The organism is Nonomuraea sp. NPDC049655 (assembly GCF_044465465.1).
Classification (GTDB): Bacteria; Actinomycetota; Actinomycetes; order Streptosporangiales; family Streptosporangiaceae; genus Nonomuraea.
In genome coordinates this window covers 253,287-265,440 of the sequence record NZ_JBITLS010000002.1, presented here as the reverse complement: position 1 = coordinate 265,440, position 12,154 = coordinate 253,287, and the positions used below count along the sequence as shown (strand labels likewise).

16 protein-coding genes are annotated in these 12,154 nt (G+C 70.4%); 5 read left to right on the top strand and 11 right to left on the bottom strand.

Annotation, left to right across the window (positions count from 1 at the left end; translation table 11 throughout):
- Positions 1-268: 268 nt before the first annotated feature.
- Entirely contained in the window at positions 269-946 is a 678-nt protein-coding gene (locus ACIBQ6_RS06550) for a helix-turn-helix domain-containing protein (protein ID WP_397210528.1), read from the bottom strand.
- Positions 947-1,095: 149 nt separating this feature from the next.
- Here ACIBQ6_RS06550 and ACIBQ6_RS06545 point away from each other — a divergent pair, with 149 nt between their 5' ends.
- Both ACIBQ6_RS06545 and ACIBQ6_RS06540 read left to right on the top strand, forming a co-directional pair.
- A complete protein-coding gene (locus ACIBQ6_RS06545; RefSeq protein ID WP_397210527.1) occupies positions 1,096-2,046 on the top strand; it encodes an ATP-binding cassette domain-containing protein in 951 nt (316 codons plus the stop codon).
- Positions 2,043-2,801 (top strand): ABC transporter permease, encoded by a 759-nt coding sequence (locus tag ACIBQ6_RS06540; protein WP_397210526.1) that lies wholly within the window; start codon positions 2,043-2,045, stop codon positions 2,799-2,801. Before ACIBQ6_RS06545 ends, ACIBQ6_RS06540 begins: the two co-directional genes overlap by 4 nt.
- Here the strand turns inward: ACIBQ6_RS06540 and ACIBQ6_RS06535 are convergent.
- From ACIBQ6_RS06535 to ACIBQ6_RS06495, 9 genes are all read right to left on the bottom strand, one after another.
- Positions 2,789-3,127: a DUF1048 domain-containing protein gene (locus ACIBQ6_RS06535; RefSeq protein WP_358301253.1), complete on the bottom strand. Its 339-nt coding sequence runs from the start codon at positions 3,125-3,127 to the stop codon at positions 2,789-2,791. The two genes, ACIBQ6_RS06540 and ACIBQ6_RS06535, sit on opposite strands and share 13 nt — an antisense overlap.
- Position 3,128: 1 nt before the next feature.
- On the bottom strand, positions 3,129-3,485 hold the full coding sequence (locus tag ACIBQ6_RS06530; RefSeq protein ID WP_397210525.1) for a DUF1048 domain-containing protein: 357 nt from the start codon (positions 3,483-3,485) through the stop codon (positions 3,129-3,131).
- A complete protein-coding gene (locus ACIBQ6_RS06525; protein ID WP_352356106.1) occupies positions 3,482-3,808 on the bottom strand; it encodes a PadR family transcriptional regulator in 327 nt (108 codons plus the stop codon). Before ACIBQ6_RS06525 ends, ACIBQ6_RS06530 begins: the two co-directional genes overlap by 4 nt.
- An 82-nt stretch (positions 3,809-3,890) precedes the next feature.
- The gene (locus tag ACIBQ6_RS06520; protein WP_397210524.1) at positions 3,891-4,703 is read right to left on the bottom strand and encodes a hypothetical protein; all 813 of its coding nucleotides are present in this window, start codon (positions 4,701-4,703) and stop codon (positions 3,891-3,893) included.
- On the bottom strand, positions 4,700-4,843 hold the full coding sequence (locus ACIBQ6_RS06515) for a hypothetical protein (RefSeq protein WP_397210523.1): 144 nt from the start codon (positions 4,841-4,843) through the stop codon (positions 4,700-4,702). Before ACIBQ6_RS06515 ends, ACIBQ6_RS06520 begins: the two co-directional genes overlap by 4 nt.
- Before the next feature lie 103 nt (positions 4,844-4,946).
- Positions 4,947-5,558 carry a DUF1707 domain-containing protein gene (locus ACIBQ6_RS06510; protein ID WP_397210522.1) on the bottom strand — a complete coding sequence of 204 codons (612 nt, stop codon included), beginning with the start codon at positions 5,556-5,558 and terminating at the stop codon, positions 4,947-4,949.
- A gap of 47 nt (positions 5,559-5,605) precedes the next feature.
- Positions 5,606-6,814: a cytochrome P450 gene (locus ACIBQ6_RS06505; protein WP_397210521.1), complete on the bottom strand. Its 1,209-nt coding sequence runs from the start codon at positions 6,812-6,814 to the stop codon at positions 5,606-5,608.
- A 10-nt stretch (positions 6,815-6,824) separates the two neighbouring features.
- Positions 6,825-7,586 carry an ABC transporter permease gene (locus tag ACIBQ6_RS06500; protein WP_397210520.1) on the bottom strand — a complete coding sequence of 254 codons (762 nt, stop codon included), beginning with the start codon at positions 7,584-7,586 and terminating at the stop codon, positions 6,825-6,827.
- 11 nt (positions 7,587-7,597) lie between these two features.
- A complete protein-coding gene (locus ACIBQ6_RS06495; protein WP_358301232.1) occupies positions 7,598-8,362 on the bottom strand; it encodes an ATP-binding cassette domain-containing protein in 765 nt (254 codons plus the stop codon).
- Between the two features lie 366 nt (positions 8,363-8,728).
- Between ACIBQ6_RS06495 and ACIBQ6_RS06490 the strand changes: the two genes are divergently transcribed.
- Both ACIBQ6_RS06490 and ACIBQ6_RS06485 read left to right on the top strand, forming a co-directional pair.
- Complete coding sequence (locus ACIBQ6_RS06490; RefSeq protein ID WP_358301230.1) at positions 8,729-8,980, top strand: hypothetical protein; 252 nt, start codon at positions 8,729-8,731, stop codon at positions 8,978-8,980.
- Between the two features lie 102 nt (positions 8,981-9,082).
- Positions 9,083-10,546, top strand: a complete 1,464-nt coding sequence (locus ACIBQ6_RS06485; RefSeq protein ID WP_397210519.1) for an LCP family protein — start codon at positions 9,083-9,085, stop codon at positions 10,544-10,546.
- A gap of 1 nt (position 10,547) precedes the next feature.
- Here the strand turns inward: ACIBQ6_RS06485 and ACIBQ6_RS06480 are convergent, their stop codons facing one another.
- Complete coding sequence (locus ACIBQ6_RS06480; protein ID WP_397210518.1) at positions 10,548-11,708, bottom strand: serine hydrolase domain-containing protein; 1,161 nt, start codon at positions 11,706-11,708, stop codon at positions 10,548-10,550.
- Between the two features lie 122 nt (positions 11,709-11,830).
- Between ACIBQ6_RS06480 and ACIBQ6_RS06475 the strand changes: the two genes are divergently transcribed.
- Entirely contained in the window at positions 11,831-12,118 is a 288-nt protein-coding gene (locus ACIBQ6_RS06475) for a response regulator transcription factor (RefSeq protein WP_397210517.1), read from the top strand.
- The last annotated feature ends 36 nt before the right edge of the window (positions 12,119-12,154 follow it).

The window sequence follows — 12,154 nt, the reverse complement described above, 5'->3', positions numbered from 1 at the left end:
CCACCGCCCGCACGACCAGCCCGAAGACCACGAAGATCGCGATCGTCAGGGCGACGAAGATGACGTCGGCCATCCCCACTCCTCAGTTCGATGATGAGACCATTGCCGCCCCTCGACGGGCGGCGCGCAGGTCCAGCAAACGCCGGAAAATGGGGTGTTTTGCCGTTCTTGACGGTTTCCATACGGCCGCGGCCCGAATCTTGACGGCCTCCCTACGCGGCTCGGTCCGGGTTCGGGAGGGGCGCGCGCGGTCCGGGCCGCGCTCCGGTCACGACAGGAGGTCGCGCCAGCGTTCGGCCGACGCCAGGGCGTCCAGGCTGATCCGCTCCAGGAACGCGCCGCCCCTGGCCAGGCGCCGGCCCGCGGGCGTGTCGAGCCCGAGCGTCTGCCCCGCCGCCTTGGCGACCTCCGCCGCCGCGAGCGTCTGCCGGGCGCTGATCATCGTCGAGTGGTACCAGGCGTCGTCGTCGACCACGTAGACGTCGCGCCGTCGTTGCGGATCGCGTTCGCGCCTGATCAGGCCCTGCCGGGTCAGGTAGCCCACCGCCGTGGAGATCGAGGCGGGGCTCACCTTCAGCCCGCGCGCCAGCTCGGCCGCGGTGAGCCGGCCGTCCTCGCTCAGCCACAGGCCGATGAGCACGCGCGCCACCATCTTCGGCAGGCCCATCGCGACCGCCATCTCGACGGCTCCCTCTTCCGCCTCGAAGACCTGGCGGTCCCGGGACTCGGCCGGACGCGCCGGGGCGCCGCGCCGCGCCCGCCGCGCCGTCGCCTGGTGCGCCCGCTCGGGACGGTAGTCGCCGGGGCCGCCGTTGCGGCCGACCTCGCGGCTGATCGTCGAGGTCGGCCGGTCGAGCCGCCTGGCGATCTCGGCGTAGGAGCGGCCTTCGGCGAGACCGGTCGCGATGCGCCGGCGGTCGTGCAGGGTCAACCTTCCTTCTGCCACGACCTCACTATTGCGTTCGGCCGCACACAATGCAACGTTTCATTGCATTCAGCTTCAGCGTCAAGGCATCAGTTTATCGCCCTTGAACTGGGCTTATGCGTTGCCGTTGATTGACACAATTTCTGAAAGCAACGTAGCTTTCAGTCGTGATGAACACGTACTATCGTGACGAGTCGCGCGCCTTCGTCTCGGTGACGGGGCTGCGCAAGTCCTACGGCGCCCACCGCGTCCTGGACGGCATCGACCTGTCCATCCCCGAGGGCACCGTCTTCTCGCTGCTCGGCCCCAACGGCGCGGGCAAGACCACCACGGTGCAGATCCTGTCCACCCTGATCAAGGCCGACGCCGGCGAGCTCCGGGTCGCCGGGCACGACCTGTCCAGGGAACCCGACAAGGTGCGGGCCGCGATCGGCGTCACCGGCCAGTTCTCCGCGGTCGACGGCTTCCTCACCGGCGAGGAGAACCTACGGCTCATGGCCGACCTGCTCCACCTCGGCCGCGCCGAGGGCCGCCGCCGAGCCGGCGAACTGCTGGAGCGCTTCGACCTCACCGGCGCCGCGGGCAAGCCCGCGGCCGCCTACTCGGGCGGCATGCGCCGCCGGCTCGACCTCGCCATGACCATGGTCGGCACGCCCAGGCTCATCTTCCTCGACGAGCCCACCACGGGCCTGGACCCGCGCAGCCGCCGCACGATGTGGCAGATCGTCCGGGACCTCGTCCGGCAGGACGGCGTGACCATCTTCCTGACCACCCAGTACCTGGAGGAGGCCGACGAGCTCGCCGACCGCATCGCGCTGCTCAGCCAGGGCCGGCTGGTGGCCGAGGGCGCCCCTGAAGAGCTCAAGCGCATGGTCCCCGGCGGCCACGTCGTCGTGCGCTTCGCCGACCTCGACGGGTACCGCAGGGCGGTCTCGCTGGTGGGGGCGTGCTCGCGCGACGAGGAGTCCCTGACGGTGCAGATCCCCGACACCGGCGTCGGCGCGTTACGCGAGCTCCTGGAACTGCTGGACGCGCACGCTGTCGAAGTCGCCGAACTGTCGATGCGCACGCCCGGCCTGGACGACGTCTTCCTGGCCCTGACCGAGGAGTCCGCACGATGAGAGCGATCACCGACTCGGCGACGATGTTGCGCCGCCAGATCAGGCACATGTGGCGCTACCCCACGCTGATCCTCACCTACGCGGGCGTCCCGGTGGTGTTCCTGCTGCTGTTCGTCTACGTCCTCGGCGGCATCATGGGCGCCGGGATCGGCGGCGACCGCGCCGCCTACGTCGCCTACATCACTCCCGGCATCCTGATCATGACGATCGCCAGCGCCGCGCAGGGGACCGCGATCGCGGTGGCGATGGACATGACCGAGGGCATCGTCGCCCGGTTCAAGACCATGGCCATCGCCCGCGTCTCGGTCCTGACCGGACACGTGCTCGGCGCGCTCGTGCAGAACTTCACCGCGATCGCCGCCGTGACGCTGACGGCCCTGCTGATCGGCTTCCGTCCCGCCGCCTCGGCGCTGGACTGGCTCGGGGTGGTGGGCGTGCTGGCCATGTTCACCTTCGCCGTCACCTGGCTGTCGGCGGCGCTGGGCATGGTCACCAAGAACGTGGCCACGGCCAGCAACCTGCCGATGCCGCTGATGCTGCTGCCGTTCCTGGGCAGCGGCGTGGTGCCGCCGGAGTCGATGCCGGGCCCGTTGCGCTGGTTCGCCGAACACCAGCCGTTCACGCCGGTCATCGAGACCCTGCGCGCGCTGCTGGCCGGGCGGCCGGCGGGGCCCAGCCTCGCGGCGGCGGCACTCTGGAGCGCGGCCATCGCGCTGGGCGGGTACCTGTGGGCCCGCAGGCTCTACAACCGGTGAGGTTTCCCCTTCGTGCCGGTCTTCTCGCTGACGGACTCCTGGTAGAGGTCGGCGTAGGTGCGGGAGTCCTTGATCAGGCCGTCGGCGAAGGCGGCGACGTCCTCGCCGATGAGTTCCAGGACTCCCTTGCCGGCCGCGACGCCCTCCTCGAAGAAGTCGACGATGCCCGGCAGCAGGGACCCGTCGGTCAGCCCGACCGGCCCGACCTTGAAGAAGTACCGCTGCATCTCCTTGTAGACGATCTGGTAGTCGGGCGGCAGCGCCTTGACCCGCGCCAGGTGCGCCCGCCACTGCTTCTTGCCCTCGATGATGTCCTGGATGCCCACGTCAGCCTCCCAGCCGGCCCAGCTTCTTCGCGACGTTCCTGTTCAACTGCTCGCGCCACCGGTCGCGGAAGCTGCGGCCCCCTGACTCGCCGGCCAGGGCCGCGCAGAATCCCGGGATGTCGTCGCCCAGCACCTCGTGGACGTCCTGCCCGTCGGCCGCCGTCTCCTCCAGCAGCCCCAGGACGCCGTCGAAGATCGGCATCAGGTTCCGGCCGGTGAAGTCCCCGTAGAGGAAGAGGTGACCCTTGATCTGTTCCCAGGCCGCCCGGTGGTCGGCCGGCAGCGCCGCGGCCCGGGCTTCGAACGCCTTGTAGTCCCTGGTGAGGTCGCTGCCGGTGATGGTCTCCCAGAAGCTCATTTCCCGCCCTCCTTGAGCTTGTCGATCCGGGATGTGATGTACGCCCATTTCGCCCAGAAGGTCGCCAGTTCCGCGCGTCCCGCGTCGTTGAGCGCGTAGAACTTGCGCGGCGGCCCCTGCTCGGACGGTCGTTTCGTCACCTGGACGAGCCCGTTCTTCTCCAGTCGCAGCAGGATGGTGTAGACCGTCCCCTCGACGACGTCGGCGAAGCCCAGGTCGTTCAGCCGGCGCGTGATGGCGTACCCGTAGGTCTCCTCGCTGCCGATGATTTCGAGCACGCAGCCCTCAAGCGTGCCCTTCAGCATCTCCGTCAGATTGTCCATGGTGGCTCTTCTTCCGCCGCCTTCCGAAGTACTCGGTGGTACCGAGTACTGCTATACAGTACCACAGAGTAGAGCCTTCGGGTCAGGGGCGCAGCAGGCCGCGTACCCGGTCGATCGTCGCCTCGGCCTGCCGCGCCTGGCCTGGTGGATCAGGCCGAGGACGGTCTCGGCCAGGCGCGCCGACTCCATGCGCATCGCCCGCGGGTCCAGACGCAGGTCCTGGACGCCGGACGCGCAGCTGTACTCGACGCTCACCCAGCCGTCCGGGGATTCGGCCCGGACCGTGGCGGTCTCGCCGGGGAGCCGGCTCAGCCTGCTGAAAAGGTGGTCGGCGTCGGCCGCGAGCGGCGCAGCCGTGCAGCAGCGTGTCGAGCAGCGACTCCACTGCCCGGTGGTTCTCGTACAGGCCGGTCAGGCAGCGGGTGGCCGCGGTCCGGGCGGCGACCAGGCTGAGCGGCGTGAGCGCGGCGGTCAGCACCCAGAGCGCCAGCGCGGCCATGGCCGCCGCCACCAGGAACTGGTACAGGATCATCGCGACGAGCGCGGCGCCGACGGTGCGGAGGACGAGGGCGGCGACGACCGCGCGGATCTCGATCGAGCGCAGGCCGGCCAGGCAGGCGTCCATGCGGCGGTCGAAGGCCCGGCCGTCCTCGCTCCGCCAGCTCGTCGTGGCCACCTCGCCGACCAGCGCCTCGACGTTCAGCCGGGTGGCCGCCACGTCGTCGTGCACGGCCGGCCAGGTGTCCGCGCCGTCGAAGAACGCCCGCGGGTCGTACTGGTGGACGTACATCCTGCCGACGAACGGCCAGGCGGCGGGCACGCCGAGCGCGGACAGCGTCACCGCCGCGCCCGCGCCCGCCATGAGGGCGTCGCGGGCCAGCCCGGCGGCGTTCACCGCATCCTCACGGTGGCGGCGGTCTCGGCGTCCTGCTCGTCCAGCCGCCTGACCGCCTCGGGCAGGCGCGATCGCATCTCCCTGAGCCGGGACCGGTCGATCTCGATCTCGTGGGGGCCGGAAGGTGTCCATGGATTCATCGGCATACGTGGCTCTCGTCCGTGCGGGAATGATCTGTCCAGCCTGTCCCGCCGGGGCGTGAACCGCCGCAATCCTGACGAAATCCCTACGCGCCGCGCCGCGTCACCGCCGCGGTGTCCGCCGGCGGACGACGAGCCGGCCGTGCCGCATGCGGCCGGTCAGGCGGACCCGCAACACCTCGGGCGGGTCGTCGTCGGGCTCCCTGCCGATCGCCAGCGTGCCGTGCCGTACCGAGAGCTCGTCGCTCTCCAGCACCATGCCCGGCGCCAGGACCAGCTCCACGCTGCCGCCGCTCACCCGCAGCTCGATGATCAGCTCGGGCGCGCCGCGCACCGCGCTGGTCAGGTCCAGCAGCACGTCGCTCCACGCGGTGCGCACCGCCAGCCGGTGCGGCAACGTCCAGCGGCCGTCGCGGCGCACCGAGCCGTGCTTCTCCTTGATGGTGAGCAGTTCGGCGGCCGGAGCCCCGGCCGGCGGCAGCGCGAGCGCACCGTGGCTGCCCGGTCCCGCGACCAGGTCGTTGACGAGCGGGGCCAGCGCGTTCACGGTGCGGGCGGACAACGCCACCTCCAGCCGCTGCTCGAATTCGGCCAGGTCGAGCCGGCCGTCGGCGACGGCCGTCCGCAGCAGTTCGGTGACGCGGTCGCGGTCCGCGTCGGAGGCCCGCAGCGTCGGTGAGGAGGGCTTCACGGGACCCGCCGGGAGGTGTGCCATGGGTGGTTCCTCTCTGGAGCTCAGGGATCGGCGCCACCGGGGCGGGGTCAGGCGTCCCAGGTGACGGGGAGGCTCTTGACGCCGTAGATGTCGGCGGACTCCGGGCGCAGGGCGACCTGGTCGGCCGGTACGGCCAGGCGCAGGGTGGGGAAGCGGCCGAGCAGCGCGGGGAAGGCGACGCGCATCTCGACGCGGGCGAGCTGCTGGCCCAGGCACTGGTGGATGCCGTGGCTGAAGGCCAGGTGGCCGCCGTCCTGCCGGCGCAGGTCGAGGGTGTGGGGGTCGGGGAAACGTTCGGGGTCGCGGTTGGCGGTGTTGAGGGACAGGATGACCATCGTGCCGGCCTTGACAGTCTGTCCGGCCAGCTCGACGTCCTCCAGGGCGACCCGGTAGAACTGCTTGGCGACGGACAGGTAGCGCAGCAGCTCCTCGACGGCCTGGTCGGCGAGCGTGGGGTCGGCGCGCAGCGCGGCGAGCTGGTCCGGGTTCTGCAACAGGGCGAAGGTGCCGAGGGCCAGCATGTTGGCGGTGGTGTCGAACCCGGCCGACAGCAGGATCAGGGCCATGCCCTGCAGCTCCTCGTCGGTCAGGTCGCTGTCGAGCAGGTCGCTGAGCACGTCGTCGGTCGGGTGGGCGCGCTTGGCGGCCACGAGTTCGGCCAGGTACTTCTGGGTGGCGAGGTAGGCGGCGATCAGTTCCTCGTCACCGGCCTCGCCGCCGAGGAACTTGTCGATGTTCTCCTGGAAGCGGTCCCGGTCCTCGTACGGCACGCCCAGCAGCTCGCAGATGACGATGGCGGGGATGGGCTTGGCGAACGCGGTCACCAGGTCGGCGGTGGGGCCGGCCTGTTCCATGGCGTCCAGGTGTTCGGCGGTGATCTGCTCGACGCGCTCGGTCAGCAGCCGCATCCGGCGGACGGTGAACTTGCCGACGAGCGGCTTGCGGTAGCGGCTGTGCTGCGGGTCGTCCATGAGCAGGAACTCGCCGGGCGGGGCCGGGGGCACCTCGATGTCGCCGTAGTCGATGGTCGGGTGGTGGCTCATGAGCTCCTTGCGGGAGCTGAAGCGGGGGTCGGCCAGGATCGAGCGGGCCAGGTCGTAGCCGGTGACCAGCCAGCCCTGGTGCCCGTCGGCGAAGGGGAAGCGGCTGATGGGGCCGTGCTCGCGGGCCTCGACGAGTTCCTTCGGCGGGTCGAACGGGCAGCCGGGACGGCGTTCGGCGGGCATCGGCGTGACGGTGTGCAGGGAGTCGGTCATGATCGTCCTTTCAGGAGATCTTGCGGCGGTAGGTGTTCATGGCGAAGACGTAGGCGACGACCAGGATGCCGACGCACCAGCCGAGGGCGATCCAGATGTCATTGCCGACGGGCTGCTCGGCGAACAGGGCGCGGACGGCGTTGACGATGGAGGTCACCGGCTGGTTCTCGGCGAAGACGCGCACCACGGTGGGCATGGTGTCGGTGGGCACGAACGCCGAGCTGAGGAACGGCAGGAAGATGAGCGGGTAGGAGAACGCGCTCGCGCCTTCCATGGTCTTGGCCGACAGGCCGGGGATGACGGCGATCCAGGTCAGCGCCAGGGTGAACAGGATCAGGATGCCCGCGACCGACAGCCAGGCCGACAGGCCCGCGCTCGATCGGAAGCCCATGAGCAGGGCGACGAGCATCACGACCACCAGCGAGACGAGGTTGGCGACCAGCGAGGTCAGCACGTGCGCCCACAACACCGACGAGCGCGCGGTCGGCATGGACTGGAACCGTTCGAAGATGCCGCCCTTCATGTCCATGAACAGCCGGTAGGCGGTGTAGGCGATGCCGGAGGCGACCGTGATGAGCAGGATGCCGGGCAGCATGTAGTTCACATACGAGTCCGACCCCGTCCTGATCGCGCCGCCGAACACGTAGACGAACATCAGCATCATGGCGATCGGCATGATCGCGGTCGTGACGATGGTGTCCGGGCTGCGGGAGATGTGGCGCAGGGACCGTCCCAGCAGGACGGTGGTGTCGCCGAAGAAGTGCTTGCTCATCGTGGGGGTCCTTAGGCTTTCGTGCCGACGAGGGTGAGGAAGACGTCCTCCAGGGTCGGCTGCTTCTCGACGTACTCGACCTTGGCGGGCGGGAGGAGTTGCTTGAGCTCGGCGAGGGTGCCGTTGACGATGATCCGGCCCTCGTGCAGGATCGCGATCCGGTCTGCGAGCTGCTCGGCCTCGTCCAGGTACTGGGTGGTGAGCAGCACGGTGGTGCCCTGGGCGGCGAGCTCCTTGACGGCCTGCCACACCTCGATGCGCGCCTGGGGGTCGAGGCCGGTGGTCGGCTCGTCGAGGAAGATGACCGGCGGGTCGCCGATGAGGCTCATCGCGATGTCGAGGCGGCGGCGCATGCCGCCCGAGTACGTCGCCGCCTTCCGGCCGCCCGCCTCGGTCAGCGAGAACCGTTCGAGCAGGTCGTCGGCGATCTTGCCGGGGTTCTTCAGGTGCCGCAGCCGGGCGACCAGCACGAGGTTCTCCCGCCCGCTGAGGATCTCGTCCACGGCGGCGAACTGGCCGGTGAGGCTGATGGACTCGCGTACCTGGGCGGCCTGCCCGGCGACGTCGAGGCCGTTGACCCTGGCCGTGCCGGCGTCGGCCTTGAGCAGCGTGGCCAGGATCTTCACCAGCGTGGTCTTGCCCGCGCCGTTCGAGCCGAGCAGGGCGAAGATGCTGCCCCGCGCCACCTCGAAGTCCACGCCGCGCAGCACGTGCAGTTCCTTGTACGACTTCTCCAGGCCGTGCACCTGGATCGCCGGAGCTTGTCGTGTCGTCATCACTTGGCCCTGTCTTCTCTTCGGGGGGTCTCGGTGTCGGCTCAACTACTTAGTGGTGCTGACTACCAGCTATATAGTGGCACGAGGTACTGGTACCTAGCAACACCGAATAGTCCTGATCGCCGAGGTGTTCATGGCGTTCACCTTCGCGGGCCGCGCTGACACCGCGCCGACGCCGTGCTGACACGGCACAACCCCGTCCTGACGCCGTCAGGGGCGGCGGGATGAACCTTTCATCGCCCGCGGGACGTTCGCGCTGGTCGCCGGGGCCGTGCGAGGGCCGATCTTGCGGTGGGGGCGAGCCCTGTCGTGCAATTCACGGTGATCGCTTCTCACACAATCCGACCCTTGATGAGGGGAGAGCCGATGCGTCGCGCAATCACCGCCCTGGCGCTTGCCGCGGTCGCCACCCTGGCGCCCGTCCTGGCCATGAGCACGCCGGCGGACGCCACGTCCACGCTCCAGGTCGTCTACACCAGCCTGCCGTACGACATCTGCGTCTCCTTCGGCCAGTCGGGCCAGCAGAACGGGCGCTGGCAGACCTGGTGGTGCAGCACGCACTACCCGCAGAGCTACCCGGGCTCCACCACCTACGACCTGTGGGCGTACGTGGACTGACGCCCTTCTTCCGCATATTCCGCTGGATAAGTTGCGTACATGGGCAATCAGCCCCGAACCTATGATCTCGGGGGACGTACCACATAGAGATCATGAGGGCGGATGGGCACCAAACGGGGCGCGGGGGCAGCCATCGGCTGGGCGGCGCTGTCGATCGTCATTCCGGGCGCGGCCCATCTGCGGGCCGGGTACCGACTGCTCGGGCTCGGCCTGCTGGGGCTGTTCCTGGCCGCGGGCGTGGCGGTGGCCCTCGTCGTGGCCTCGGTGGGCGGGTGGGCCATGGCGACCCAGGCCGCCTGGGCCTCGGCGATCAGCGGTGGCGCCATCGGCGTCGGCGTCGCGTGGGGGCTGCTGGTGGTCGCCTCCTACACCGTGCTGCGGCCGCGGCGGCGGCTGGTCTGGTCGGACGGCGTGGCGCTGCTGCTCGTCGCGGCCGTCGTGTCGCCGTTCGTGGTGGCCTCGCAGACGGTGTCGGAGGCCGACGCCACGCTGACCGACGTGTTCAACGCCCCCGAGCCCACGCCCATCAACCACGCCGACCCGTGGGCCGGCCGGGCGAGGGTGAACATCCTGCTGCTCGGCGGCGACGGCGCGCGCGGCCGCAACGGGACGAGCATCCGCACCGACAGCGTCAACGTCGCCAGCATCGACGTCAGGACCGGCGACACCGTGCTGTTCGCGCTGCCCAGGGAGATGGAGAACGCGCCCTTCCCCAGGGGGAGCGTGATGGGGAGGCTGTTCCCGCCGCCCAAGGGCTTCTACATCGCCGGGGCCGGGCGGGAGTCGGAGGACCTGCTGAACGGCGTGTGGGCCTACGCCGACACCCATCCCGCGCTGTTCCGCAACTCGCCCACCCGGGCCCCGGACGCCGTCAAGGGCGCGGTCGGCGAGATCCTCGGCCTCAAGATCGACTACTACGTGCTGGTCAACATGTGGGGCGTGGCCCGGCTGATCGACGCGCTCGGCGGCGTGCGCATCCATGTCGAGCAGGACATCTGCTACGGCGTGGGCCGCAGCGACGGCGGCGTGATCAAGGCGGGCACCCGCCGGCTGAACGGCAACGACGCGCTCTGGTACGGCAGGGCCCGCGACCACGACGGCTCCAGCTGCGCCGGAGGCGACAACCACACCCGGATGCGCCGCCAGCACTGCGTCATCTCCGCCATGCTCGACCAGCTCGACCCGGCCAACGTGCTGCTGAAGTTCAAGCAGCTGGCCGGCGCGGCCCGGCAGACGTTCCGGACCGACATCCCGCGCGGGCTGCTGCAGGACCTGGTGCCGCTGGCCGACAAGGTCAAGGGCGCCCGGGTGGGGACGTTGTCGATCGTCCCGCCGCGCTACAACCCGGCCTACCCGGACTTCCCGCGCATCCGGGCCGACGTCCGCAGGGCCATCCTCCGCTCGCACCGCGCGCCCGCCACCGTCGCCGCGGGCACGCCGTCCGCCACGCCGTCGGGCACGCCGTCGGGCACGCCGTCGAGCACACCGTCCGCCCGGCCGTCGGGCACGCCCAGCAGGACGGCGATGGCGTCGTCGGGGAAGCTGGCCGACTCCTGCGTGGCCTGAGCTACGGGCGCGCGCAGGGGCCGGTGGGCGCCTTGCCGAGGCTCACCCGCAGGGCGTTCTCGATGAACTCGCTGCTCTGCTTCTTGGACACGGTCTCCGCCTGGGTGAGGGCGCCGGTCATCGCGAGCCGCTGCTTCGGCACGTAGATCTGGAACGCGCCGAAGAAGCCGCTGTGCCCGTAGGCGGCTTCGCCCGTCGCGGTCAGCCGGGCGATGCCCAGCCCGTACGGCGACCCGGCCTTGACGCTCTGCGGGGTGCTGCGCAACATCGTCCGCAGCGTCGCCGGGTTCTTGAAGACCTTGCCCTCGAACAGGCCGCGCATGAACCGGTTGAGGTCGGCCCCGGTGGAGACCAGGCCGCCGCCGCCGAACGTGTCGAACGTCGGGTTGTGGTCGTAGGTGTCGCGCTCGCCGAGGTAGTTGTGGGCGCGCGGGCCGCGGTGCGGCTCCCACCACTCCAGGTACGTGCGGTCCATCTTCAGCGGCTCCAGCAGCAACGACCGGTACAGCCGGTGCAGCGGCTCGCGGCCGGCCCTCTCGATGACCATCCCGGCCAGGACGTAACCCGTGTCGGAGTAGTGGTAGCCCTTGGCGGGGGCGAAGTAGGGCTTGCCCGACCGAAGCGCCCAGTCCACCAGCTCCAGCGGTTTCCAGGTCTTGTTGGGATGGTCGAGCACGTACTGGAACCACTTCTCGTCCCCCACGTAGTCGTACAGACCGGCGGTGTGGTCGAGGAGCTGCCGGACGGTGATCCGCGACCCGTACGGGATGCGGGCGACCAGCTTCCGGTCCAGGTATTCGCTGATGGGAGCGTCCAGGCGCAGGTCGCCGCGTTCGGCCAGGCGGAGCGCGACGGCCGCGGTCATCGTCTTGGTGACGCTGGCCGTGCGGAAGGCGTCGGAGCTGCGCAGGGCGCGTCCGCCCAGCTCGTACACGCCGGCCGCGCCGTCGAAGGCGCGGCCGGGGCCGGTCACGGTGAGGATCGCGCCAGGCACGGGCGGCTTGACGACGTCGTCCAGCAGGCAGCGAAGCTGCTCGTCGGTGGCGTCGGTGGCGTTCGTTGCGCTCCGGGCCGCGGCGGCGGGGACGTGCGCCGTCCGGGCGTGGGCCGGGACGGCGAGGCCGCCGCCGAGCACCACGCCGGCCAGGACGGCGCCGAGCACGCAGGTTTTCTGGGCACGATGATGATTTTTTGACCGCATGGCCAGGATTTAATCCAGATGGTATGAGTGAGACAAGAGGTTCGCCCGGATCTTGCGGTTTCCCGCACCGAGGAGGTGCCGCCATGCCCGACCCCGGCTGGGACGAGTCCCTGCTGCCCCGGGAGCGCGAGGTGCTCGCCCTGATGGCCGAGGGCTGGTCCAACACCGGCATCGCCGACCAGCTGTACGTGTCGCTGAGCGCGGTGGAGAAGCACGTCACCGCGGTGTTCGCCAAACTCGGCCTGCCCGCGTCGACGGCAGGCAACCGCCGGGTGCTGGCGGTGCTGCACTACCTCGCGGCGACCGGCCGGCCCGGGAGACGGCCCGGGGAACGGCCGGGCGAGGGGTGGGGGAAACCGCACAGTCGGTGAACGGGGCTTGCCGCACGCCGTCCGACGGGCTTGAAT

Bases quoted from the DNA above. Each gene is read 5' to 3' on its own strand.
- ACIBQ6_RS06545 (WP_397210527.1), top strand. From the start codon at position 1,096: ATGAACACGTACTATCGTGACGAGTCGCGCGCCTTCGTCTCGGTGACG.
- ACIBQ6_RS06540 (WP_397210526.1), top strand. From the start codon at position 2,043: ATGAGAGCGATCACCGACTCGGCGACGATGTTGCGCCGCCAGATCAGG.
- ACIBQ6_RS06530 (WP_397210525.1), bottom strand. From the start codon at position 3,485: ATGAGCTTCTGGGAGACCATCACCGGCAGCGACCTCACCAGGGACTAC.
- ACIBQ6_RS06525 (WP_352356106.1), bottom strand. From the start codon at position 3,808: ATGGACAATCTGACGGAGATGCTGAAGGGCACGCTTGAGGGCTGCGTG.
- ACIBQ6_RS06515 (WP_397210523.1), bottom strand. From the start codon at position 4,843: ATGAATCCATGGACACCTTCCGGCCCCCACGAGATCGAGATCGACCGG.
- ACIBQ6_RS06510 (WP_397210522.1), bottom strand. From the start codon at position 5,558: ATGGCACACCTCCCGGCGGGTCCCGTGAAGCCCTCCTCACCGACGCTG.
- ACIBQ6_RS06505 (WP_397210521.1), bottom strand. From the start codon at position 6,814: ATGACCGACTCCCTGCACACCGTCACGCCGATGCCCGCCGAACGCCGT.
- ACIBQ6_RS06500 (WP_397210520.1), bottom strand. From the start codon at position 7,586: ATGAGCAAGCACTTCTTCGGCGACACCACCGTCCTGCTGGGACGGTCC.
- ACIBQ6_RS06495 (WP_358301232.1), bottom strand. From the start codon at position 8,362: ATGACGACACGACAAGCTCCGGCGATCCAGGTGCACGGCCTGGAGAAG.
- ACIBQ6_RS06490 (WP_358301230.1), top strand. From the start codon at position 8,729: ATGCGTCGCGCAATCACCGCCCTGGCGCTTGCCGCGGTCGCCACCCTG.
- ACIBQ6_RS06485 (WP_397210519.1), top strand. From the start codon at position 9,083: ATGGGCACCAAACGGGGCGCGGGGGCAGCCATCGGCTGGGCGGCGCTG.
- ACIBQ6_RS06475 (WP_397210517.1), top strand. From the start codon at position 11,831: ATGCCCGACCCCGGCTGGGACGAGTCCCTGCTGCCCCGGGAGCGCGAG.